The sequence below is a fragment of the Candidatus Izimaplasma bacterium HR1 genome (assembly GCA_000755705.1).
Classification (GTDB): Bacteria; Bacillota_I; Bacilli_A; order Izemoplasmatales; family Izemoplasmataceae; genus Xianfuyuplasma.
Genome location: CP009415.1, coordinates 1,157,773 through 1,182,016, shown reverse-complemented (window position 1 = coordinate 1,182,016; position 24,244 = coordinate 1,157,773). Strand labels below are relative to the sequence as shown.

Genomic DNA, 24,244 nt, shown 5'->3' with positions numbered 1-24,244 from the left:
ACCACCTTCTTAGTATTTCATTAGTGTAAGTACGTTATATCCGTCTAATTTCTTTCTTCCGTTTAAAGCGATTAATTCAATTAAGAATCCCATACCAGCGATAATTCCACCTGATTCTTCAACTAGTTTAATTGTGGCTTCAATTGTTCCACCTGTCGCTAGTAAATCATCAATGATTAACACTCTTTGTCCTGGTTTAATATCTCCTTTATGGAGGCATAATGTATTACTACCGTATTCAAGATCATAACTAACTTCAATTACTTCTCTTGGTAATTTTCCTGGTTTTCTTACTGGAACAAATCCTAATCCTAATTGTGTAGCAACAGGACATCCGAAGATAAACCCTCTTGCGTCTGGACCAACAATAATATCTGCGCCAATTTCTTTTGTAAAGTTAACAAATTGTTCTGTGGCATACTGGAATGCTTTTCCATCGCCAATTAATGGTGTAATATCTTTAAATTGAATTCCCTTTTTTGGGAAGTCTGGTACATTAGCAATATAATTTTTTAAGTTCATAAGTTCCTCCAAATGAGTAGTTTTGATTTGGTACTTTTATATTATATCAAAATATGTAGTATATACTATATAAATTTGCTATTTAATATAATAATCGTCGATTATTATTTGCTTTTTATATTTACCACGGAAGTAATTTACGTCTAATCTTCCGAGTAATGTCACTGTATTCTTATTATATAGTTTTGAATAAAGGTTTTTATTATTAAAGAATAAAGCCTCAGATCCACCGTTTAAGATAAGTTTAGTATGTTCTCCTTTGATTAGATATCTATTCTCTGGATAGATATCTTCAAAGACAAATAGGGTATCTTTTAAGTCGTATTTATCTAATTCAATAATTTGCTCTATGGTTAGTTTATGAATATCAATTATTCCTTCTGCTATGACAATGTCATCACGTATTGCGTCAGGGATTAATTCGTTGAATCTTGTTTTGAATTCGTTTAAGTTTTCTTTAACGAATTCTAAACCAGCAGCATTTTGATGTCCACCGTGTCTGATTAGTAAATCTTTTAACTCGTTTAGGATATAGATAACATCGACACCGTTATAAGAACGAATACTACCTTTAAAAGTGAATTCATCCTCTTTTAAAACAACAGTAACTTTTGAATACTCATTAGCCAAACGTGACGCTACAATACCAATAACCCCTTCATGCATTTTAGGTGAATGAATGATAATGCTTGGTTGATTGTGGTTTACTGTGCTTAGAGATTCAGAATATAGGTCTTTTGTTAGTTGTTTTCGTTTATTGTTTGTTTCTTCAATTTCACTAAGAATTTGAACAGCGACAGCACTATTTTCACTTTGGAATAATCTTACTGCGAGTTTTGCACTTTTCATGCGCCCACATGCGTTTATTCGTGGTGCTATCTTGTATTGAACATCAGCGACACTAGGATTAATAATGTCTAAAAATGAGACTAAACTTCTAGCTCCAACATTACTTGAATTCCTTAATTTACTTAAACCAACATTAACTATCGCTCTATTTTCACCTTCTAGAGGCATCATATCGGCGATTGTACCGAGCGCAACTATATCAGTATATTCTAGAGCTTCTTCACCGATTAAAGCTTGAGACAGTTTAAAAGCAACACCTACTCCTGCCAAAGGTTTGAAGGTATATTTTTTTGATAAAGAAGTATGTAAAATTGCGTATGCATCTGGTAAGACACCTTCTTTTTCATGATGATCAGTAATAATAATGTCAATATTATTTTCTTTGAAGTACTTCACTTCATCAATACTCTTTATCCCGTTATCAACTGTTATTACAAGATTGTAACCTTCATTGATAATGTCAAATGTCTTAGAATATGATAAACCATACCCATCAACAAACCTGTTGGGAATATCATAATTGATATTTGCTCCTAAGTTTTTTAATGTATCATAAACGACAAATGTTGCAGTGATACCATCTACATCATAATCACCATAAACAAGAATTTTTTCTTTGTTTTTAATAGCTTTCATGATACGGTCAACTGCTTTGTCCATATCGTTAATAAGATATGGATCGAGGAATGCTTTTTCATCTAAACTGAATAGTTCTTGATAGTTCTCAATCCCTCTTGCTTTATATACTTCTTCAACAAGGTTAGTTTGGTCAAGGCTATTGTTGCGTATTTTCCATTTATACATTCAAGGCTCCTTACTAAAAAAGTGGTATTACCACTTTTTTTTACATTTTGTTTGGTGCACTTACTCCAATAAGAGAAAGACTATCTTTTAAAATTATTTTTGCTGCATTAAGAAGTGACAAGTGTTCTCTAGTTTTTAATTGGTCAGTAGTTATTACTTGTTCTGCATTGTAAAAACTATGGAATGCACTTGCTAGTTGTTGGATATAGTTTGTTAATTTATGTGGTGCTCTTTGTGTTGCTGATTGTTCGATTATGTTAGGATAATTTGCTAATATGTTAACTAACTCAAATGCTTTCGGGTTAGCTATTGTTTTGAATTCTGTTGGTAGATTTGATATATCTACTCCTTTTGTTTTAGCAGCTTCAAAAATACTGTTAATTCTGGCATGAGCGTATTGTACATAGTAAACAGGATTTTCATTAGTTTGTCTTATTGCTAAGTCTAAATCTAAATCCATTTGTGTACTAAGACTTCTAGCTGCAAAGAAATATCTAATTGGGTCGCTACCTACTTCTTCTACTAAATCAGATAGAACGATTGCCTTACCACTACGTTTACTCATTTTTACTTCGATACCATTTTGTAACACTTTAACCATTTGAAGGAGTTCTACTTCAAGTAAATCACTTTTTCCTCCAACCATTTCAATAGCAGCTTTTAAACGGTTAATATATCCATGATGGTCTCCACCAAGAATATCAATTAGTTTAGTATAACCTCTATCTAGTTTGTTTTTATGGTAAGCAATATCAGGTGTTAGATATGTAAATGTTTTATCACTTTTGATAATTACACGATCCTTCTCATCTTCATAATCGCTTGTTTTGAGCCAAATTGCACCTTCTTCTTCATAGGTGTAATCATTCTTAATTAAGTAATCAATTGTTTCTTTGACAAGTTTGTTATCGTATAATGATTTTTCACTAAACCATACATCAAATTCGACATTAAAAGCTTTTAAGTCTTTACGTAATAAAACAAGAAGAGATTCAACCCCATATTCTCTAAAGAACTCATATCCGTCCTCGTTTAAGAATTTATCATTGTGGATTGCTTTTATTTCCTTTGCTGTTTCAATTATTTCTGGTCCACGATATCCATCTTCAGGTAAATCAACTTTTTGATTAAACAATTGTTTGTATCTAGCATCAATACTTAAAGCCAGGTTATGTATCTGGTTTCCAGCATCATTAACATAATATTCCTTCGTTACTTTATATCCTGCTTTTTGGAGGATTCTACTTAGAGAATCACCAGCAGCTGCCCCACGGGCATGTCCTATATGAAGTGCACCTGTAGGATTAACAGAAACAAATTCGATATTATAGTGTTCATCTTTTCCCATTTCCAAGTTACCAAAGTTACTACCAAGCTTATTTATTTCAGTAATTGTTTCAAGTAAAAATGTTTTATCTAAAAAGAAATTGATAAAACCTGGCTTAGCTACAACTACTTCTTTTACAAATAATCCCTTTGTGTTTAGAGCATTCTTTATTTCTTCAGCAATCATAAATGGAGCTTTTCTAGCAATTCTTGCATAACGCATCGCCACATTAGAAGATAAATCTCCATTTGTTTTGTCTTTTGGAGTTTCGAGTATTATCTCAATGTTCTCATCAAAGTAACCTAACTCAGTTAAACATACTTTTAGAGAGTCTTTTACTTTTTGTAATAATTCATTTAGTTTCATAATTCTACCTCAATTAATTAAATTTTAGACTTATGTTTAGTGGTTTATAAGTCTGTGTTAAAGCCTCGACGCTGATAAAATCAACACCGGTTTCAGCAACACTTTTAATTCTTTCTAATGTTATATTTCCACTTGCTTCAAGTAGTTTGTTTGTATTGTGTTCTACACATTTTCGGATTAATTCATTGTTCATGTTTTCAAGCATTATAATATCACAATCTGTATGTATTGAATCCAAGAATTGTGTGAAGTTGTTTACAACAACTTCAATCTTAATAGATTGGTCAACTCTTGCCCTAATTAGTTTAACGGCATCTTTAATATTTCCTACTGTTTTGATATGCTTCTCTTTCAACATTACTTGGTTACTTAGATTCATCCGGTGATTAATACCTCCACCATCTAAGACCGCTTGTTTTTCTAGTATTCTTAAATTGGGAGAAGTCATCCTTGTATCAATAATCTTAGTAAATCTATTGCCAATTTCGTCAACATATTCTTTTGTCAAAGAAGCTATCCCGCTCATTCTTCGAATGATATTTAAGACTAATTGCTCACCTTTCAAAATTGATTTTGCTCTACCACTAATAATGGCTATAATGTCACCTTTTTCAACGAAGGTAGCATCACTATTAATTACCTTAATATATATTTCATCATCCAGTATTTGAAAGACTCTTTGCATAATTTTGATACCACTTAATACTCCATCTTCCTCTGCTATGAGAACTCCTTCTGAGAGTTGATCAGAAAAGATGTTGTCAGTTGTTACATCAATAGTTGGAATGTCTTCTTCAAGTGCATCATATATTATCTTGTCAATTTTATCATTCATAACGATACCTAAATATTAAGATCTAATTGTTCATATTTTAATTTATCACTATCAGTCTTGATCAATTTTATCCATTTAGCACTTCGACCTTTACCAAGTGGTCGAATTTTGCCTTCATCTCTTAACCGTTTCAAAGTCCTATTAATTGTTGAATCCGAAATGTACGGATGCACATTTCTGATGTCATCTTTACTGAATGTATCTTCTAATTTTATGATGGTATTTTCAACATTATTAGACTTATTTAATTGCTTATCAAACTCATAATCTCTGACTAAGAAATTAAGTGTTTGATACGAATCAAGTGATACGTTAATTACAAAACTATGAAGTGGTATTATCTGTGGATATCCAACTTCCCAGTTAAACGAAGATTGCAATACTGCATTCTCGAATACACTTTTAGATTTAAAGATTTTCTCCATGAAACTAATATACTCATATACTTCAAAGCCATTAGTTAATAGCAAAATGTACATCAAAAGAATTCCAAGTTCTTCATTTTTATCAACAAATGGTTTGATCTTAATAAAATCAATGTAAAAGTTCATAATTATGAATGATAACTCATATGTATTCTCTTTTACCGCTTCATTAAACAGTTGAATTAGATAATCAATAGATTCTCTTGTACTTGAGTACTTGCTATTTAACAAGTTAACATTCCGATCTTTTCTTTCAATTTTCCTGAATTGCATTTTACTAGCTGAGATAATGTCTGTATATAAGAATTTCATTAAATCTTGAATTTCATTAACTAACAACTCAAATGAAGAGGTTTCTTTATGTATCTTGGTAAAGGCATTCTTCAAATTGATAATCAGTTTTTCATCTTTGTTTTTAGGTTTTACATTTTTATAAATTAATGATTTAAACCTAGAATCGGTTACATTTGTATTAAATAGTTTAGCAAAAAAATACGTATCATTACGTACAGTTTGGCGCACCATTGCTTCATAATCACTAGTAAGTATTTCGTGATTAAATTGATTTACTCCAACCGATTTATATAGCTTTATGTATTTCATTACTACATCGTTTGGTATTTGTGTACGGTTTAGATTTTCCATACAATTCATAAAATCACCTCAAATATAACATTCATATATATATTTTACTATATTTAGAGATATTTTCAACATTTTTATTAGTTATTTATAGTCATTTTTGATTTATTTTGACTATAATAAAAAAAGTAGCGTTAGCTACTTTTTTATTCGAATAATTTTTGTTGAATCACTTCATGATCATCTTCTTTTACATAATCACTAACAGGAGTTATTGAAGGATCTTCTTCAACTTGCTCAATATTAATAAACAATGAATTTCCTAAAGACTTTTTGACAAATGTTTTTCCATTTTCTGTCTTATCATGTTTTATATCAAATGAACTAATATCGACAGAGGTTGTTGTTGTATTGACTGTAATTTTAGCTCTGTTCTTGTATTGAGTTGCATTTAATAAACACAGATCTTGTACCAAATAAGGATTTGATCTAACTTCTTTATAGATTTGAACCCCTTTATTAGTACGCTTTTTCTTAGGAATTTCATTAACATTGATTCGTTTAATCGTTCCACGGTTAGTTAACAATAATAGATCATGATAATCTTTTAAAACAATACCTGAAGCAAGTTCTTGCTTTTGTCCTAAGTTCATACCTTTAACACCCTTGGCAGTTGTTGAAGTTACTGGAATCTCACAAAGATTAAATCTTAGTGCTTGTCCTTTTGCTGAGAATATTACTAATTCAGCATCTAAACTTTCAGTTATATCAACACTTACAACTTCGTCATTTTTTGATAACGAGATTGCTCTTACAGGTTTTGTGTAACGAGAGACTTCAAATTCTTTTAGTTCAGTTTGTTTTACTAGATTATTCTTAGTAACAAATAGAAGATTTCTTTGTTCTTTAAAATTTCTTATTTTAAGAATCTTCACAATGCTTTCATTCTCAGATAATTGAACTAAGTTATTGATATGAGTTCCTAAATCTTTCCATTTAAAAACTGGCATTTTATATACTGGTAGATAAATATAATTACCTAAGTTAGTAAATAATAGCATAACATCTAATGTAGAAACTTCTCCTGAGAACAACATTGAATCATTATCTCTAAGAGATATTTGCTCTGTTGCCTTAAATGAACGGATTGATGTAGATTTTACATATCCTTCTCTAGTTATACCTATAATTACTTGTTCTTCAGTAATTAATTCTTCTTCAGCTATAGTAATTTTTTCAATTTCTTCTTCAATTACTGTTAAACGTTTTGAGTTTAATTTCTTCTGTGAAGCGCGTAATTCGTCAATTATTACTCTTTCTAATTCTTTTTCATTTTTCAGAATAAGATTTAGGTTCTCGATTATACCTTCTAGTTCACTTTGCTCAACTTGTAACTCATTGATGTCTGTTGAAGATAAACGATATAGTTGTAATATAACGATTGCTTCTGCTTGTTCTTCTGTGAATTTGAATGCTTTCATTAGTTTGTTTTTAGCATCACGTTTATTTTTTGAAGAACGGATTAGAGTAATAACTTCATCTAATACATCCATCATTGTTATGATACCTTCAACAATATGAAGTCGCTTTTGAGCTTTTCTTAATTCATAGTTTGAACGATTAGTTATTACTTCTTTTTGATGAATAATGTATGCATCAAGGATTTGGAATACACCCATTAACATAGGTCGTTTATTATTAATAGCAACCATGTTATAGTTGTAAGACTTTGTTAAATTTGTTTTCTTATGTAAGAAGTTTAAGATTACTTGAGGTTCAAATGCTTTTTTAACTTCAATAACAATTCTTAAACCTTCACGATCTGATTCATCTCTAACTTCTTTGATTCCGTCAATTTGCTTTTTAATTCTTATATCATCCATTTTTCTAACTAGTGTGGCCTTATTAACCTCATAAGGTAGTTCTGTGACGATAATGTCATGATCGATAATTTCTGTTTTAGATTTAACAATTATTCTACCGCGTCCTGTTTCAAAGGCTTGTTTTATTTGCTCTTTACCTTGAACAATTGCCCCTGTAGGGAAATCTGGACCACGCATCACTTTAATTAAATCATCTATATCCATTAACGGATTTTCAATTCTTTTTACTACTGCATTAATTACTTCACGTAAATTATGGGGAGGAATTTCAGTTGCATAACCAGCACTAATTCCTGTTGCCCCATTACATAATAAGTTAGGGAATCTAGCAGGAAGTACTGTTGGTTCGTATTCCTCATCGTCAAAGTTTGGAATAAAATCTACTGTTCTTTTTTCAATATCTTTAATAAGCATTTCACTAGCTAATGACATTCTAGCTTCAGTATAACGCATTGCTGCAGCGCTATCTCCATCTATAGAACCATTATTACCATGCATATCTACAAGTAAATTTCTCATTTTCCATGGCTGACTTAATCTAACCATAGCATCGTAAACTGAAGAATCACCATGAGGGTGATACTTACCAATTACGTCTCCGACAATACGGGCTGATTTCTTATAAGGTTTGTCTGAAAACATTCCTAGTTTGTACATTGAATATAACACACGTCTTTGTACTGGTTTTAAACCATCACGAACGTCTGGTAAAGCACGATCTTGAATAATATATTTAGAATATCTACCGAATCTTTCTCCAACTATATCTTCTAAATTTTCTTGAAGTATTTTTTGATTTACGAACTCTTCTATGTCTTTAATTACTTTTTTCGCCATTGTTAGTCTCCTTAAATCCTAAAGTCATCTTCAGTAGAGAATACAACGTTATTTTCAATCCATTCTCTACGAGGTTCTACTTTATCACCCATTAAGACGTTGATTCTTTGATCAGCATCCCCAAGGTTTTCAATTTTTACTTGGATAAGAGTTCGTGTTTCTGGGTTCATTGTTGTATCCCAGAGTTGTCCGGCATTCATTTCACCTAAACCTTTGAATCGCTGGATATTGTATCCTTTTAAAGACTTAGTAATTTCTTCTAATTCTTCATCGGTCCATGCATATTCAATATTGTTTTTATTTTTTATTTTTTTAGTTACTTTATATAACGGTGGTAAAGCAATATATACTTTACCTGCTTGCACTAATTCTCGCATATATCTAAAGAAGAATGTTAATAATAACACTTGGATATGTGCTCCATCAGTATCAGCATCTGTCATGATTATTACTTTGTCGTAGTTACATTTTTTTAGGTCAAAATCAGGACCTAAACCTGCACCTATAGTATGAATAATTGTGTTTACTTCTTCATTCTTTAAAACATCTTCAATTTTAGCTTTCTCGGTATTTATTACTTTACCACGTAAAGGTAGAATTGCTTGAAAACGTCTATTACGTCCTTGTTTAGCACTACCTCCCGCACTGTCACCCTCTACTAAATATAGTTCATTTCGTGCAGGGTTTTTTGATTGGGCTGGTGAAAGTTTACCAGAAAGGTTTGTTTCAACTTTGGCTTTTCTTTTCTCTAGTCTTGCTTCTTCACGTGCTTTACGAGCTGCATCTCTAGCTAATTTAGCTTTTAATGACTTTTCAATCAATGTATAAGTTAAATTGTTATTTTCTTCGAAAAAGTAAGTAAGTTTTTCACTTATTACTTGTTCAACTGCAGTACGTGCATCAGGAGTTCCTAATTTATTTTTAGTTTGTCCTTCAAATTGAAGTAAGTCTTCAGGAATTCTAACAGATAATACCGTTGTTAATCCCTCTCTAATATCTGCACCTTCAAGTTTATTACCATTTTTTATTAAACCAACACGTTGTCCGTATTCGTTAAATAGCTTTGTTAAGGCAGATTTGTATCCTGTTTCATGAGTACCACCATCTTTTGTACGGACATTGTTAACGAACGATACTAATTGATCTGAATATGATTTAGTAAATTGAAAAGCCATTTCAACTTCTATTTTCATACTTGATCCTTCTAAAAATTTAGTATCATGAATCGCTGTTCTTTTCTCGTTAATAAAATCTACATATGAGATGATACCATCTTCATATAAATATTCTTCTTTGGCATTCGAACGTTCATCGATTAATACCATTTTAAGTCCTTTTAACAAAAAGGCACTTTCTCTTAATCTTTCTGAGATTGTTGTGAAGTTAAACACTGAAGTTGAAAACATTTCACTTGTCGGTTTAAACCATACGATTGTCCCTGACTTTTTAGTGTCTCCAATAACTTCTAACTTCGTAACTTCTCTACCACCATTATTAAAACGAATGTGGTGTGTTTTTCCATCTCGTTGTGCTGTTACATCGACATAATCACTTAGAGCATTAACTACACTGGCACCTACACCATGTAACCCTCCAGAAACCTTATATCCTCCAGCTTGGCCAAATTTACCACCTGCGTGTAATCTTGTATAGATGATTTCTACAGCACTAACACCGCTCTCATGCATCCCTACAGGTACACCACGACCGAAGTCTTGGACTACTACAGAATTATCTTCTTTAATAGTAACTCTGATTTCATTACCATGTCCTGCTAACACTTCATCAATTCCGTTATCGACAATTTCCCATACCAAATGATGAAGCCCTCTTGAGTCAGTAGAACCGATATACATACCAGGTCTTTTACGGACAGCTTCTAGTTCTTCTAAGATTTGAATCGACGTTGCATCGTATTTAATTTTGTTCTCTAACATCATGTAACACTTCCTCTTCGTCTCAACTACTTTAATAATTATAACAAATAGAAATTGATTTTTGTAGTGTAAATTGAAATTTAGTATGATATAATATGTTGTATTTAAAAAAAATGGAGTTGATTTTGATGCTTTTGAAATACGGACTTTTGGTCTTAGCTTACCTCTTAGGCTCTATTCCATTTTCGGTGATTTTAGGTCGAAAATTTAGAGGAATTGATGTCCGAGAACATGGTAGTGGAAACCCTGGTGGAACTAACTCTTTGCGATTTTTAGGTAAATCTATTGGATATTCAGTACTAATTTTAGATGGTTTAAAAGCTGGTTTGATTGTTTTATTGATTCAGTTGGAAGTTTTTGATGGTAGTACACTCTTTAATCCTCTGGCTTATGGTGTTGCTGCTGCATTTGGACATGTATATAGTGTATATATAAAATTCAAAGGTGGAAAAGCCGTCGCTGCTACTGTTGGTATTATGATTGCTTATAACCCGTTATTTGCCTTTATTATGATGTTTGCATTCTTGATATCGTTACGAATATTCAAATATGTTAGTGCATCTTCAACAATAGCTGTTGCTACTGGCTTTATCCTGGGTATTTTTGCTTGGATAAGTGGTTCAATGATTAGTTTTGTAGGAATGGTTTCTTTAGAGCCAAATACATATAGTGTTGCTCTATATTTAGGATTACTACTTCTGTTAGTTGCATTTAGACATAAAAAGAATTTCCAGAATATTAAGAATGGTGTCGAACCAAAAGTAAAATTATTTGATAAGAAAAAGGTAAACTCAAATTAGAGTTTACCTTTTTTATATTGTACAATTTCTTTTTTTACCATTTCGATGTACTTATCTGTAAATGGTTCCCAAAGTTCAATAATATTTCCAAAAGGATCTTTAAATTGTCCGAACTTACCATAATCATATCGTTTGATATCATCAACAATTTCAATACTATTATCTACAAACTTTTTGAACATTGCATCTATATCATCTACTCGTAAATTAATAAATGGACTATTTTCATTTGAACGTTTAAAAGATAGCAAAACTAACTGCTCTCCTTCATAAAACCCAGTTCCATATTCAGTCATATCAAGTCCCATAAACTCATTATACCAATTTTGAACCTCTTTTTTCTCACCTTTAAATTGTAAGAAAACTCCACCAATACCAACAACTTTAGCCATTTAATTCTCCTTATTCCGTTAAAGTTCCTTGATGAAACAGCAATTGAAAACTATCTCTACCTATCCATATGCTAGATCGATTGCTTTTAATGGATTTAGTTTTTTCGATTACTTCTGCTTGATATGTAATTAAATAACTGATTTCGTCAATTTGCTTAACTTCTAAATTTTTGAACGGAAATTTAGATTCCAAGTTCAAATCTAAATTATTTAGAATATCTTCTTTTGAAAAGATACTCCCACTCATCCCAAATTCTTTAAAGTTCTTGTGCAGGATCTTATCTAAGTAATCATAGTTATTTCTAGTTTCCTTTATCCAAAGAGACATTTCTAATTTTAATAATAATTCAATCATGTTACCACCCCTTAATATTTTAGCATATTATAAAAAAAATAACCTCAAAAATGAGGCTATTTCGCTTGATTCATTGATTGCATAACTTGTCTTACTTGTTTTTCAGACGGTTTTCTACCCATTTGCATCATCATTGCTCTGATCATATTTTCATTTACAGGTGGATTGTCACGTAAATACTTCTTGAAATATCTTTGTGATAGGAAGAATCCTAATGCCCCGCCTACTAAAAGTACACCTACTAATATTAATACAAATGCCCAAGTTGCTAAACTAACCATAATATCACTCCTTTTATTCTTTTTTATTCTACAAGAAATTGAGTAATAATACAAGGAATATCGTACTTTATAAGCATTTTAGTAATTAGTAATTTAGAACTCATTGTAAATAAAATAAAAAGTTTTTAAATTTTGCTTTTTTGTGTTTACAAAACGGCTTAAATAGACTAAAATATAGTTGAATAATTAGTACATAAAGGAGGAATGAACTATGCCTAGAAGAATTAATAATGACTGTATTGCATGTGGTGCTTGTGTAGCTGAATGTCCAGTTGACTGTATCGCTGAAGGTGATATCTACGTAATCGACGAAGACGTTTGCATCGACTGTGGTGCTTGTGAAGTTGTTTGTCCTGTAGACGCTATTTCTGAAGTTTAATAAAAAAAAGAGTTTTCAACTCTTTTTTTTTATACAATTTTATATGGATTAACATCTAGATTACTTAGAAAAACTCTGTAGTCTTGTGAGAAAGTTTCGAGTTGACTTTTAATACTTAAAATACCGTGTCTTTCAACATGATGCCCAACGTCAAGAACAGTTAAACCTCTATTTATGGCATCCAAAGCATGATGATATGTGACGTCTCCTGTTATGTAGATATCACAATATTTAAGAATGTCATTACCCAGCAAACTACTACCACTTCCACCGCATATTGCAACAGTTCCTATCATATAATTCATTTTCTGGTTACTTATCAATTTGACTGTATCCAGGTTGTACACATTCTTTACTTTTTCAATAAACTTACCAAGTGACATAGATTCGTTCAAATTACCATAACGACCTAATCCTTCGTCCAAAGTTTCTAGTTCAATTATCTTTTGATCTTCAATTTCCAACATATCAGCAAGTACCTTATTCATACCAAAATTACTTAAATCAAAATTCGTATGAGCAACATAAATATTTATGTTGTTTTTTATTATTTTAGAAAGCAGATTTCCTAAATAGGTATTTGTGTTAATTTGCTTCAATGGTGTAAAAATAATAGGATGATGAACAACTACAAAATTAGCATTTTTTTCAATTGCCTCATCAATTATTTCGTTTGTAAGGTCTAAAGATAGTAAAATATTAGTTATATTTTCTTCATCACTACCTACTTGAAGGCCTACATTGTCCCATTTATAAGCCAAATTACTTGGAAAATATTGTTCGAATTTTTTAATGAATTCACTAACTATCATGATAACACTTCCTCAATTTGATTTAGACGTGTCTTTATTTTCTCTTTTTCTACTATATTTTCAACATTTTTTACTACTAGCTTCAAATATTCGTATTCTTTGTTTAATCGCTTCAAAAAATAATGAGATTTATTCTTTAGGTTAATTGGACCGAATTCAATTTCAATTTCTGTTAAATCACTTTCACCCTGTTCGATTACAATAATATCGTACATTTTCTTTTGATCTTCGAAAACTAGTTCATCATAAATTTTATAATTTATCGATTTCAAAATCGCTCTAATTATTTCAGGATTATTATTCGGTTGCAAAATGAATCGCTTAACATTTTTTTTGTCATCTTTTGATAAAATTTGTGAAATTAAATCTCCACCCATTCCTGCAATTACAACGACATCAGTATCTTCATCAATTTCACTGATCCCATCACTTAGTTTTACAGATATTCTATCTTGCTGATTATATCTTTTTACATTACTAAATGCTATAACAAATGGTCCTCTTTTATTGTCAATTGCCTGTGCTTTTATAACGTAACCATTCTTAACACAAACGATCGGCAAAAGAGCGTGGTCAGTCCCTATATCCGCCAGATTTAAGAAACCATCTGTATATTTGGCACATAGCGAAAGACGACGCGATAATTTCATTATTTACCACTCATAAAGTCTTTTAACTTTTTACTTCTTGAAGGATGTCTTAGTTTACGAAGAGCTTTCGCTTCAATTTGTCTTATACGCTCACGAGTAACTCCAAATTCTCTTCCAACTTCTTCTAAAGTTCTACTACGTCCGTCTAATAATCCAAAACGCATTCTTAGAACTTTTTCTTCTCTATCTGTTAATGTTTCGAGCACATTATCAAGTTCTCTTTTAAGCATCTCTTTAGACGTATACTCCATTGGAGTAAGGGTATCTGGATCTGCTATAAAATCTCCTAAACTTGAATCTTCTTCTTCACCTACAGGTGATTCTAAACTGATTGGTTCTTGTGCAACTTTTTGAATAATTTGCACTTTCTCAACACTGATTCCCATTCTCTCAGCAACTTCCTCTGGATGTGGTTCACGCTTTAATTCTTGAATTAATTGACGTTGAGTACGGACCAATTTATTAATAGTTTCAACCATATGAACAGGGATACGAATAGTTCTTGCTTGATCCGCAATAGCTCTAGTTATGGCTTGTCTAATCCACCATGTAGCATATGTAGAAAACTTAAATCCTTTAGTGTGGTCAAACTTACCAACAGCCTTCATAAGACCCATATTTCCTTCTTGAATTAAGTCTAAGAATTGCATCCCACGACCGACGTATCTTTTAGCAATAGAAACTACTAAACGAAGGTTGGCTTCAACTAATTTATTTTTCGCTAATTCACCTTTATAAATCATTCTTTCTATCTCTAATTTGTATTCTGGTGAAATCTCTTCCCCAGATAACACTAAGTCATCAAATTGCTCTTTAGCAACTTCTGCATTAGCTATGTCTGTAGCCAATTCAACCTCTTTTACTCCTTGAAGTAAATCAACACGACCAATTTCTTTTAAGTACATACGTACTGGGTCATCTACTTTGATTGAAATTTGGTTTTCAAATGATTTATCTTGTAATAATTCCTCTTCAATGTCTTTACTAAAGTTTAAATCTAAAACGATAGATTCATCAAGTTCTTCCTCTTGAACAGGAACTAATTCATCAGTATCATTCTCAGGAACTTTGTAGTTCACCATTTCCTCTTCACTAACAACATCTACTAGTTTTTTCTCTAATTCAGCAACAATTAAATCAAAATCTTCGCTGTCATCACTGACAAATTTAAGGATTTCCTTAACTGCTAGATATCCTTTACTCTTACTGATTTCCACTAACTCTTGGACGATTTTATCTTTATCCATTATGTTTTCCTCCTTTTTGTGGTCTTAGTACTGAATCTCTTTTAATTGCTAATGCAATTTTTACATCAGAACTTGAGGCCAAAGCTATTTCTTTTTCTATTTGTCGAATCTGTATTTCATTGTCAAAGTAATAATGTAGTACCTCTTTGAAGTCCATATATTCATCGTCTCTTAAGTCGATGTTCTTTGTGTATTTTACTTCATTTAAATAGTATCTATATTCATCATCACTCAGCACTGATTGCAGTTCTTCAAGTGTTATTACCTTTGATTCTTTTTCTTCATCATAGATGTACAAATCTTCTACAGCTATTTTAATATCTCTTACTTCTTCAGAAATAAAGAATAAAACATCAAAATTAGCATTAAAGTCCTCTACATAACGATAACCCTCCATAAAATAGTTTAATATACAACGCTCTGCGTTAATAAATTTATCTGTTATATGCAGTCTATTCATAGGTTGATATATTCTTTTTCTACCAGTTTGATTTTGTGATCTTCTTGTATACTGCTCATAATCTTGTCTTACAGAAACATCTGAAAGATGTGCATCTTGAGCTAATAATTGAAGATAGATATCAACGTTGGTATGTGATGTATTTTTTATTAAATCAAAGACATTTTTCTTAAGTCTTTCAATATCTAACATTTGTTTTAAATCGGTTGATTTAAGTTGCATATTATATTTGAATTTTACAATATCAATACTTTTATCATTAATGAAATTTGCTAATTTCTCGACACCGTATTTTGTAATATAATCATCTGGATCTAGTCCATCCTCGAGATTGACAATTAGTACTTGCATGTTCTCGTTTGCAAATAAGGTAATTGCTCTTTCAGTAGCTTCAATACCCGGTTTATCTCCATCATAGCAAATAACAACATTGTTAGTATATTTCTTCATTAACTTAACTTGTTCTTTAGTTAACGATGTACCCATTGATGCGACACTTTCCTTTATACCAGCTCTATGAGCTGCTATAACATCCATGTATCCTTCAAATAAAACAACACGGTTATTCATTCTAATAGCATTTAACGCATTATGAAGATTATATAAGATATTTGATTTAGTAAACACCTTGGTTTGAGGACTATTGATATATTTAGGAGAGTCTTTATCCTTATCTAAATATGTTCTCCCGCTAAAAGCAACTGTATTCCCCTTTTCGTCTTTAATAGGGATAATGATACGTTCTCTAAACAAGTCATAGAACGTCTCCTTCTTGCTTTGCTTGGATAGTCCTAAATCATATAGGTCTGAGACTAAAATACCGTGAGAAGTCAATGTCTTAGTTAATAACTCGAATTCGGCAGGTGCTAATCCAAATTCAAATGATTGGATTATCTCGTTAGAGATACCACGGTCTTCTAAGTACTTTTTAGCGACTGTCCCAGGTTTAGTATTTGACAAATATAACTTATAAAAATTAAGAGCTTCTTCATTAATATTGTACAATCTTGAAAGAGGATTTACCTTTTTCATATTTGATAGATCAATTTCAACATTAGCCCTATCAGCTAAATCTTCTATTGCTTCTACAAATGATAAGTTACTAGTTTTTTGAAGAAAAGTAATGGCATTACCTTTTTCTCCACAAGAGAAGCAATTATAGATTTTTCTTTCTGGTTCAACACTAAACGAAGGTGTTTTCTCATTATGAAATGGACACAAACCAAAATAACCCTTTCCTTTTTTCTGAAGAGTTACTTTTTCACCGATAAGATCAACGATATCTGTTTTACTCAGTATTTCATTGATTTTTTGTTCGCTAATTTTTGCCATCTATTCTCCTAGTAATATAATTTTTCTAATAGATATGGTACTAATTTTTCTTTAGATAATGATACTTGTTCCATTGTGTCTCTATCTCTTACTGTAAAGACATTTTCATTGACACCTTTATCATCAATAGTAATAACAAATGGTGTACCAATAGCGTCTTGACGACGATATCTTTTACCAACTTTACCTGATTCATCATAGGTAACTGAGAATATTTTACTTAAGTATTCAACCATTTCTGAAGCTTTTTCTTTATGGTATTTTTTGATTAACGGTAAAACTGCTACTTTATATGGCGCTAGATGGGGAGCTAATTGTAAATTAATACGTGTGTCTCCACCTTCTAAAGTTTCTTCTTTGAATGCTGAAGTAAGAATCGCTAAGAATAATCTTTCAACACCTAAAGAAGGTTCAATAACGTATGGTAAATATTTTGTATTATCTTCTGGATCTAAATAAGTTAAGTTTTGCTTAGAATGTTCTTGATGTTGCTTTAAATCGTAATCAGTACGAGAAGCTATACCCCATAATTCATCAAATCCCCACGGGAATTTAAACTCTATATCTGTTGTTGCGTTAGAGTAATGAGATAATTGTTCTAGATTGTGATCACGTAATTTAATATCTTCATCTTTTAATCCTAAAGATAATAAGAATTTATGTGATTCATTTTTCCAATAATTAAACCATTCCATTTCTGTTCCTGGTTTACAGAAAAATTCTAATTCCATTTGCTCAAATTCACGAACTCTAAAAATAAAGTTACCTGGGGTAATTTCATTTCTAAACGATTTACCAATTTGGCCAATTCCAAATGGTATTTTCTTACGTGAAGTTCTTTGGACATTTTTAAAGTTAAGGAAAACTCCTTGTGCTGTTTCAGGGCGTAAATAAATATCATTTGATGAATCAGTAACTACACCTTGAGATGTTTTAAACATCATGTTAAACTGTCTGATTTCGGTATAATTTAATTTACCGCATTTAGGACAAATTATATTGTTGTCATTAATGAACAGCATCATTTTTTCGTTACTCCAACCATCAGCATTAATTGTATTATCAAAATCTTCAATTAATTTATCTGCCCGATATCTTGAATTACAACTTTTACAATCAGTTAATGGATCGCTAAATCCACCAATATGTCCACTTGCTTCCCAAGCTTTAGGGTTAAGAAGAATACCACTGTCAAGTCCAACATTATGTTCGTTCTCTTGCACAAATTTCTTCCACCATGATTGTTTAATGTTGTTTCTTAGTTCAACACCTAGTGGTCCATAATCCCATGTATTGGCTAAACCACCATAAATTTCACTACCTTGATATACGAATCCGTATGTTTTGGCATAGTTTACTAAATCTTCCATTTTAATTTTGCTCATAAATAACCTCCTGGCTTACATTTTTGGACATAATTATGCAGTATATATTATACCATAAAAACAAAAAAAAGAGGCAAGCTCTTTTAGTATTTTTCAATTTGTTTAATAATCTCTCGTGATTTTGTTTTAAAACTTATAAATTCATTATACAACATATCAATGATATTACGGATAACTGCTTTTAGTGGAGTATCTAGTTTAGGGATATCAGTTACACTGATATCAATCATGTATAAATCCTGTAAAATTAGATAAATATCTCTATCATAAGAAGGATCTTTAAAGTTTAAATGTTTACTGCAGGTTAGACCCCCGCTACTTGGATTGAAAACTAAATTCTCATTATCATTACACACATTACACTTTTTAAAATTTAGTCCGTAACCGACAAAATATAATAGCTTTAATTCAAAAATAAAACTTAATATATCTGGGTCTGTTCCTTCATCCATTTTAATAAACAGTTTTTCTAAGAAACTAAACATCTTTTCATGATTTAAGTCATCACTAATAACACTTCGTACTAATTCCATAATATGGTTCATATAAGTATATTTGTAAATATCCTTTTTGATACTTTCATAGTCATTAACTAAATGTCCTTCTTTTAATGAAGGAAACTTTCCTTTTGAAATCGATAAGCTAATTAAATTACCATTTTGGCTTAAAAAACGATTGATACTATTAAGTTTTTTAACACCATGTGCAAGCACACTTAAATGACCATTAACGGTATATAGATAAAGTATTTTACTGTTATCTTTATAGTCCAATGAATTTAACACAAACGCTTTATCGATGTTCATAAGTTCACCTCTTATAATTCTTCAATATACCCGTAATTACGTAAATGAAAATCTTTATTACGCCAGTTTTTTACAACCTTACAATGTAAATCTAAGAATACTTTATTCCCAAGTAAGTATAAAATATCTTTTCTAGCTAAAGTCCCAATTTCTTTTATCATTGCGCCACCTTTACCTATAATTATACCTTTTTGAGAATCTCTCTCTACAATAATTGAAGCATGGATATTGATTAAACGAGGATTCTTTTCGTCATACTCCATGTAATCTATTAAACACATAACACTATGAGGAATTTCCTCTCTTGTTAGACGGAGAACTTTTTCTCTCACTAATTCACTAATAATAAATCGTTCTGGATGATCTGTTATTTGATCTTCAGGATAGTATTTCGGACCTTCTTCAAGTTCGTTTTCAATATCCTCAAGAAGTCTTTCAATATTGTCTCCACGTTTTGCAGAGATTGAGAAGATACCTTTAAAATTATATGCTGCTTTAAACTTATCAATATTTCTTTTCAATCTTGTAATATCTTCCGTTAAATCAGCTTTATTTACGATTAAGAATACTGGTATTCTTACTTTTTTAAGTTCTTCAATAATGAATTGATCACCACGTCCAAACTCTTCATTTCCATCTGTCATAAATATGATTAAATCAACACTTTTTAAAGTGTTGATTGCTTCACTAGTCATAAATTCTCCTAGTTTATGTTTAGGTTTATGAATACCAGGAGTATCAATAAAAATAATTTGTGAAGATTCTCTTGTGAAGATTCCTGAGATATTATTTCTAGTTGTTTGCGGTTTATCACTTGTAATAGTGATTTTCTTACCGAGTACTTTGTTTAAAAATGTTGATTTACCAACGTTGGGTCTTCCAATGATAGTTACAAAACCTGATTTAAACATTATAAATCCTTCTCAGTAAATGCGAATGGTAACAAGTCTTTATTTAAAACAGTTTTAGTTTCACCGTTTACAGTAGAGAAATGAACTTTTGCATCATCTGGCATTAATTCTCTCATTACTTGTCGACAAGCACCACAAGGAGATATAAAATCTTCTTGTTCGGTTGTTATTAATATTTCATCGATGTCTTCTTTACGGTATCCTTGTGAATATGCTGTAAATAGTGCACTTCTTTCGGCACAATTCGTTAAACCAAAAGATGCATTTTCAACGTTGACACCAGTAATTATTTCACCATTTTTTAAACGTAGCGCTGCTGCTACTTTAAAGTTAGAATATTGTGAGTAAGAGTTTGGTAAAACTCCCTTTGCTATTTTGTATAAATCTTTCATCTTTAAACACCTACCTATATAGTTTTGCTGAATTTAGTATTTTGTCTTGTAACTCGGTCATCACTTTTTCTTCTTCATCAGTATGATGATCATACCCTAGAGTATGTAAGAAACCATGGATTGTTAAGAATCCAAGTTCTCGTTCTTTACTATGTCCTAAGTCTTCACTCTGTTCAATTGATTTAGGAATGGAAACAAAAACGTCTCCTAAGTTATTTAAATAACCATCAGGAAATGTTAGAACATCAGTAGCGTAATCTTTATTACGATACTCTTTGTTTAATCTTTGTATTTCTTTATTATCAACTAAGATAATATTAATACTTTTGTTTTGATTATTGGTAATATTTCCAGCTTTTGTTAAAACTAGATTGATTGTTTTTGAATAGTCTTCTTTATTAAAAGAGTTTATTATATTTATTTTCATAATTCTCATATCTTTCTAGGACTTTTTGTACTAATGGATGTCTAATAACATCAACACGTTCAAAAGCAATGATTTCGATTCCGTCAACATTACTCATAAGATCAACAGCCTGAACTAAACCACTGTATGTTTTCTTAGGTAAATCGATTTGAGTAATATCCCCTGTTACAACCATTTTAGAATTAAATCCTAAACGAGTTAGGAACAACTTCATTTGGTTTGTCGTAGTGTTTTGGGCTTCATCTAAGATAACATAAGCATTTTCTAGTGTTCTCCCTCTCATGTAAGCTAGAGGAGCAATTTCAATAGTGCCTTTTTCTATTAAATCTTCAGTTTGTTTATTACCAATTGCTTCATATAATGCGTCATATAATGGTCTAAGATATGGATCTACCTTTTCTTTTAAATCACCTGGTAAAAACCCTAGACTCTCACCAGCTTCAACAGCTGGTCTAGTTAAAATGATTTTCTTGATGCTGCCATCTCTAAGTTTACTTACTGCGTTCATAACTGCTACATATGTTTTCCCTGTACCAGCTGGTCCTATCCCAAAGACTAGATCGTTATTATTAATAGCATTAATGTAATGCTTTTGGTTTAATGTTTTTGCATAGATTGGTTTCCCTGTTAATGTCTTTGTAATTAATATCCTATTAGTGTAGATTTCAGAGATTTTTTTAGGTTCCATATCCTCTGCCAATTTAGCAACATAAAGAACATCTCTTTCTGAGATATTAACATTGTTTCCAGCGATTAAAATAAGCGTTTTAAAGATTTTCTCGATTAAAGTAATTAAGTCAGAATCATCTGTATTAACAAAGATGTCTTCTCCCTTACTAAAGATATTGATATTTAATAACGAGTTTAACACCTTGATGTTACGGTCATTACTTCCAATAACCATACGGAAGTTATCATAATTAGTAAATCTCACTTCAAGTTTATTTAATTCAACCAAAATATCATTCTCCCATCCTGTAACGATACTACAATTATATCATAATCTCGTTTTAAAGGGAAAAAAATAACGGTAAAATTACCGTTATTTTTAATTTATTATTTTCTTTTTGCGTTTGCTTTACGTCTCATTTTTTTCGAGATACTAGGTTTTACATAGAACTCTCTTTTTCGAGCTTCTTGCAGGGTACCTGATCTAGAAACATCACGCTTAAAACGTCTTAAAGCGTCCTCGATTGATTCATTTTCTTTGACTACAGTCTTTGCCATCTTTGGTCCCTCCTTTCACTCTTTAATTGACTTCTATTTGCCTTATATATAATAACAAAATAAATTACTAATGTAAAGTTTTTTTGGAAATACCTCGGTTTTTCTCTAAAAAGTAGTCAATTATTTACAAATATGTTAAAATAGGTGTGATAAGGTGGTGGTATCATGAATTTCGATGCAATAATACAAATCATAATGGATAATATACTAGTAAGTGTTTTTGTAGGTGTTATCGTTATCTTTATAATCTTCAGATTAATTAAAACTGCAAGAATGTATCTTGGTGCTAAAAGTTATGTAAGAAAAGCACGAAGATTGGATAAAAAGAAGTTTAATGGACTTAATTTAGTAGAGAAAACTGCAAAAAGACGTAAAAAGAATACAAACACGTTCAAGAAGCTTAGAAACCGTGGTAAAAAGTGGGTTAGAAAGTATTTAACACATAAGTTTGATGAATTACCTATCATAACTAGATACTCACGCGGAAAGCTATTTAAGCGTTCTAAGAATAGATTGATCATAATTGTTAAGAACGAAAAGAAAACAATTAAGAAAATATCTACAAAACGTGGAATGAAGCAAATAATTGACATTTCAAATAAGTATGAATGTTTAGATGAGGTAATTACTTTTTTACACCATCTTCCTGAGGCAATCCTCAATGAACAAGAATATGATATTTTCTTCGGAGAAGAAGGAATGTTATTAACTTATCAAATAAAATAGGCTAAAATTAGCCTATTTTTTTTACGTATAGATTGCGATGTGTTCCTTTAATGATTTTAGTATCAATTAGTTTATTGTGTAGCGTTAGATCTTTATCAGTTTTGACATATAAGTAATTATCCGAATGACCATATGTGAACTCACTATCTGATGTCTCAAAAATGACACTTAAAGTATTTTGTGCGTCAATATAGTTATTGGCTAGTTCTTCACTTAGCACTAGTAATTGATTTACTCGATAACTCTTAATGATTCCGTTTATTTGATCTTTCATTTTCGCAGCTATAGTTCCGCTTCTTCTAGAATAAGGGAAGACATGCAGTTCGGAGAACTTCATTTCTTTAATAAAATCAAACATTTCTAAATATTCTTCATCGGTCTCACTTGGATAGCCAACAATAACATCAGTAGTAATAGCAATATTAGGAATTATATTTCTAATATTAACTATCATATTCCTAAATTCATCTTTTGTATATTTTCTTCTCATTTCACTAAGGACTCTCTCACTACCACTTTGTAGAGGTATGTGTAAGTGTTTGGCGAATTTCTTATTAGAAGCTATAAGGTTTAAGATATCTTCGGTTAATTCATTTATTTCAATTGAAGAGAGTCTAATTCTGTCAAGATTATCAATACTACTTAAGTCTTCTAATAAATCATAAAATGAATAACCCTCTAAATCTGTACCATATCCACCTGTATGAATCCCCGTTAAGACAATTTCATGATATTTATTCTTAACTAAATCTCTAGCTTCTTCTAAAATAGAATCTTTGTCTCGACTTCTTACTGGTCCTCTAGCAAAAGGAATTATACAATAGCTACAAAAGTTATTACAGCCATCTTGTATTTTCAAAAATGCTCGAGTATTTTCGGTAAAATTAGTAACATGAGTTTCATCAAATACACGGTATTTTGAAACATCTGTTACATTTTTAATTCTTGTTCGTTCTCTTAAAACTTTCTCAACTAGAGGATAGATTTGCTCGCGGTGTTTAGTACCAATCACAATATCTACACCGTCTATCTCGTATACTTTTTCCGGATCCATTTGCGAATAACAACCCATGACTGCAATGACGCTTTCGGGGTTGTTTTTTATTAGTTTTCTAATCGCTTTTCTACTTTTAGAATCACCACTATTAGTTACTGTACAAGTATTAACAATATAGACGTCAGCATATTCATCACTTTTTACACGGTTATAACCGTGACTTTTAAAGATCTCCCAAATACTTTCAGTTTCATATGTATTTACTTTACAACCTAATGTATAAAATGCGATTTTCATG

The 24,244-nt window shown here is 31.0% G+C and carries 25 protein-coding genes; 3 read left to right on the top strand and 22 right to left on the bottom strand.

All coding sequences use genetic code 11. The features are described 5' to 3' along the window. Positions 1–9 precede the first annotated feature (9 nt). From KQ51_RS05720 to parE, 7 genes are all read right to left on the bottom strand, one after another. Positions 10–522 (bottom strand): adenine phosphoribosyltransferase, encoded by a 513-nt coding sequence (locus tag KQ51_RS05720; RefSeq protein ID WP_038470018.1) that lies wholly within the window; start codon positions 520–522, stop codon positions 10–12. A gap of 78 nt (positions 523–600) precedes the next feature. Beyond that, positions 601–2,175 (bottom strand): single-stranded-DNA-specific exonuclease RecJ, encoded by a 1,575-nt coding sequence (recJ, locus tag KQ51_RS05715; RefSeq protein ID WP_052609260.1) that lies wholly within the window; start codon positions 2,173–2,175, stop codon positions 601–603. Positions 2,176–2,215: 40 nt separating this feature from the next. Further along, positions 2,216–3,868: an arginine--tRNA ligase gene (argS, locus tag KQ51_RS05710; RefSeq protein ID WP_038470016.1), complete on the bottom strand. Its 1,653-nt coding sequence runs from the start codon at positions 3,866–3,868 to the stop codon at positions 2,216–2,218. A gap of 13 nt (positions 3,869–3,881) precedes the next feature. Continuing rightward, complete coding sequence (gene nadC, locus KQ51_RS05705; RefSeq protein WP_038470013.1) at positions 3,882–4,703, bottom strand: carboxylating nicotinate-nucleotide diphosphorylase; 822 nt, start codon at positions 4,701–4,703, stop codon at positions 3,882–3,884. Between the two features lie 8 nt (positions 4,704–4,711). Then, a complete protein-coding gene (locus tag KQ51_RS05700; RefSeq protein ID WP_038470010.1) occupies positions 4,712–5,782 on the bottom strand; it encodes a hypothetical protein in 1,071 nt (356 codons plus the stop codon). A gap of 134 nt (positions 5,783–5,916) precedes the next feature. Next, positions 5,917–8,430, bottom strand: a complete 2,514-nt coding sequence (parC, locus tag KQ51_RS05695; protein WP_071162091.1) for a DNA topoisomerase IV subunit A — start codon at positions 8,428–8,430, stop codon at positions 5,917–5,919. Positions 8,431–8,441: 11 nt separating this feature from the next. After that, positions 8,442–10,370, bottom strand: a complete 1,929-nt coding sequence (gene parE / locus KQ51_RS05690; RefSeq protein ID WP_052609258.1) for a DNA topoisomerase IV subunit B — start codon at positions 10,368–10,370, stop codon at positions 8,442–8,444. A 125-nt stretch (positions 10,371–10,495) separates the two neighbouring features. Between parE and plsY the strand changes: the two genes are divergently transcribed. Continuing rightward, the gene (plsY, locus tag KQ51_RS05685; RefSeq protein WP_038470007.1) at positions 10,496–11,167 is read left to right on the top strand and encodes a glycerol-3-phosphate 1-O-acyltransferase PlsY; all 672 of its coding nucleotides are present in this window, start codon (positions 10,496–10,498) and stop codon (positions 11,165–11,167) included. Here plsY and KQ51_RS05680 read toward each other — a convergent pair. The 3 genes from KQ51_RS05680 to KQ51_RS05670 are packed head-to-tail and all read right to left on the bottom strand — an operon-like array spanning position 11,164 to position 12,195. Continuing rightward, positions 11,164–11,559, bottom strand: coding sequence for a VOC family protein (locus KQ51_RS05680; RefSeq protein ID WP_038470004.1), 396 nt, complete (start codon positions 11,557–11,559; stop codon positions 11,164–11,166). The genes plsY and KQ51_RS05680 overlap by 4 nt on opposite strands. 10 nt (positions 11,560–11,569) lie before the next feature. Then, a complete protein-coding gene (locus KQ51_RS05675; RefSeq protein WP_052609256.1) occupies positions 11,570–11,914 on the bottom strand; it encodes a DUF4440 domain-containing protein in 345 nt (114 codons plus the stop codon). Positions 11,915–11,970: 56 nt separating this feature from the next. After that, positions 11,971–12,195 carry a YneF family protein gene (locus KQ51_RS05670; RefSeq protein ID WP_038470000.1) on the bottom strand — a complete coding sequence of 75 codons (225 nt, stop codon included), beginning with the start codon at positions 12,193–12,195 and terminating at the stop codon, positions 11,971–11,973. Positions 12,196–12,406: 211 nt separating this feature from the next. Here KQ51_RS05670 and KQ51_RS09605 point away from each other — a divergent pair, with 211 nt between their 5' ends. Then, positions 12,407–12,574 (top strand): DUF362 domain-containing protein, encoded by a 168-nt coding sequence (locus KQ51_RS09605; protein WP_071162090.1) that lies wholly within the window; start codon positions 12,407–12,409, stop codon positions 12,572–12,574. 29 nt (positions 12,575–12,603) lie between these two features. On the opposite strand, the gene KQ51_RS05665 is transcribed toward KQ51_RS09605, so the two are convergent. The 11 genes from KQ51_RS05665 to rpsU all read right to left on the bottom strand — a co-directional run bounded on the left by KQ51_RS05665 (position 12,604) and on the right by rpsU (position 22,223). Then, entirely contained in the window at positions 12,604–13,386 is a 783-nt protein-coding gene (locus KQ51_RS05665) for a Nif3-like dinuclear metal center hexameric protein (protein WP_038469998.1), read from the bottom strand. Then, entirely contained in the window at positions 13,383–14,036 is a 654-nt protein-coding gene (locus KQ51_RS05660) for a tRNA (adenine(22)-N(1))-methyltransferase (protein WP_038469995.1), read from the bottom strand. Before KQ51_RS05660 ends, KQ51_RS05665 begins: the two co-directional genes overlap by 4 nt. Then, a complete protein-coding gene (gene rpoD, locus KQ51_RS05655; protein ID WP_038469992.1) occupies positions 14,036–15,283 on the bottom strand; it encodes an RNA polymerase sigma factor RpoD in 1,248 nt (415 codons plus the stop codon). The genes KQ51_RS05660 and rpoD overlap by 1 nt, the downstream gene beginning before the upstream one ends. Next, positions 15,276–17,075 carry a DNA primase gene (gene dnaG, locus KQ51_RS05650; RefSeq protein WP_052609255.1) on the bottom strand — a complete coding sequence of 600 codons (1,800 nt, stop codon included), beginning with the start codon at positions 17,073–17,075 and terminating at the stop codon, positions 15,276–15,278. The genes rpoD and dnaG overlap by 8 nt, the downstream gene beginning before the upstream one ends. 8 nt (positions 17,076–17,083) lie before the next feature. Beyond that, complete coding sequence (locus KQ51_RS05645; RefSeq protein ID WP_038469988.1) at positions 17,084–18,460, bottom strand: glycine--tRNA ligase; 1,377 nt, start codon at positions 18,458–18,460, stop codon at positions 17,084–17,086. Between the two features lie 83 nt (positions 18,461–18,543). Then, the gene (gene recO, locus KQ51_RS05640) at positions 18,544–19,266 is read right to left on the bottom strand and encodes a DNA repair protein RecO (RefSeq protein WP_038469985.1); all 723 of its coding nucleotides are present in this window, start codon (positions 19,264–19,266) and stop codon (positions 18,544–18,546) included. An 11-nt stretch (positions 19,267–19,277) separates the two neighbouring features. Beyond that, positions 19,278–20,177: a GTPase Era gene (era, locus tag KQ51_RS05635; RefSeq protein WP_038469982.1), complete on the bottom strand. Its 900-nt coding sequence runs from the start codon at positions 20,175–20,177 to the stop codon at positions 19,278–19,280. Then, the gene (gene cdd / locus KQ51_RS05630; RefSeq protein WP_038469979.1) at positions 20,177–20,569 is read right to left on the bottom strand and encodes a cytidine deaminase; all 393 of its coding nucleotides are present in this window, start codon (positions 20,567–20,569) and stop codon (positions 20,177–20,179) included. Before cdd ends, era begins: the two co-directional genes overlap by 1 nt. Before the next feature lie 10 nt (positions 20,570–20,579). Further along, the gene (gene ybeY / locus KQ51_RS05625; protein ID WP_052609252.1) at positions 20,580–20,996 is read right to left on the bottom strand and encodes an rRNA maturation RNase YbeY; all 417 of its coding nucleotides are present in this window, start codon (positions 20,994–20,996) and stop codon (positions 20,580–20,582) included. Next, positions 20,968–21,957: a PhoH family protein gene (locus KQ51_RS05620; RefSeq protein ID WP_437178356.1), complete on the bottom strand. Its 990-nt coding sequence runs from the start codon at positions 21,955–21,957 to the stop codon at positions 20,968–20,970. The genes ybeY and KQ51_RS05620 overlap by 29 nt, the downstream gene beginning before the upstream one ends. Before the next feature lie 95 nt (positions 21,958–22,052). Beyond that, positions 22,053–22,223, bottom strand: a complete 171-nt coding sequence (rpsU, locus tag KQ51_RS05615) for a 30S ribosomal protein S21 (protein WP_038469973.1) — start codon at positions 22,221–22,223, stop codon at positions 22,053–22,055. A 165-nt stretch (positions 22,224–22,388) separates the two neighbouring features. Here rpsU and KQ51_RS05610 point away from each other — a divergent pair, with 165 nt between their 5' ends. Further along, on the top strand, positions 22,389–22,949 hold the full coding sequence (locus tag KQ51_RS05610; RefSeq protein WP_038469969.1) for a hypothetical protein: 561 nt from the start codon (positions 22,389–22,391) through the stop codon (positions 22,947–22,949). A gap of 7 nt (positions 22,950–22,956) precedes the next feature. Here the strand turns inward: KQ51_RS05610 and mtaB are convergent, their stop codons facing one another. Continuing rightward, entirely contained in the window at positions 22,957–24,243 is a 1,287-nt protein-coding gene (gene mtaB / locus KQ51_RS05605) for a tRNA (N(6)-L-threonylcarbamoyladenosine(37)-C(2))-methylthiotransferase MtaB (protein ID WP_038469966.1), read from the bottom strand. Position 24,244 lies beyond the last annotated feature (1 nt).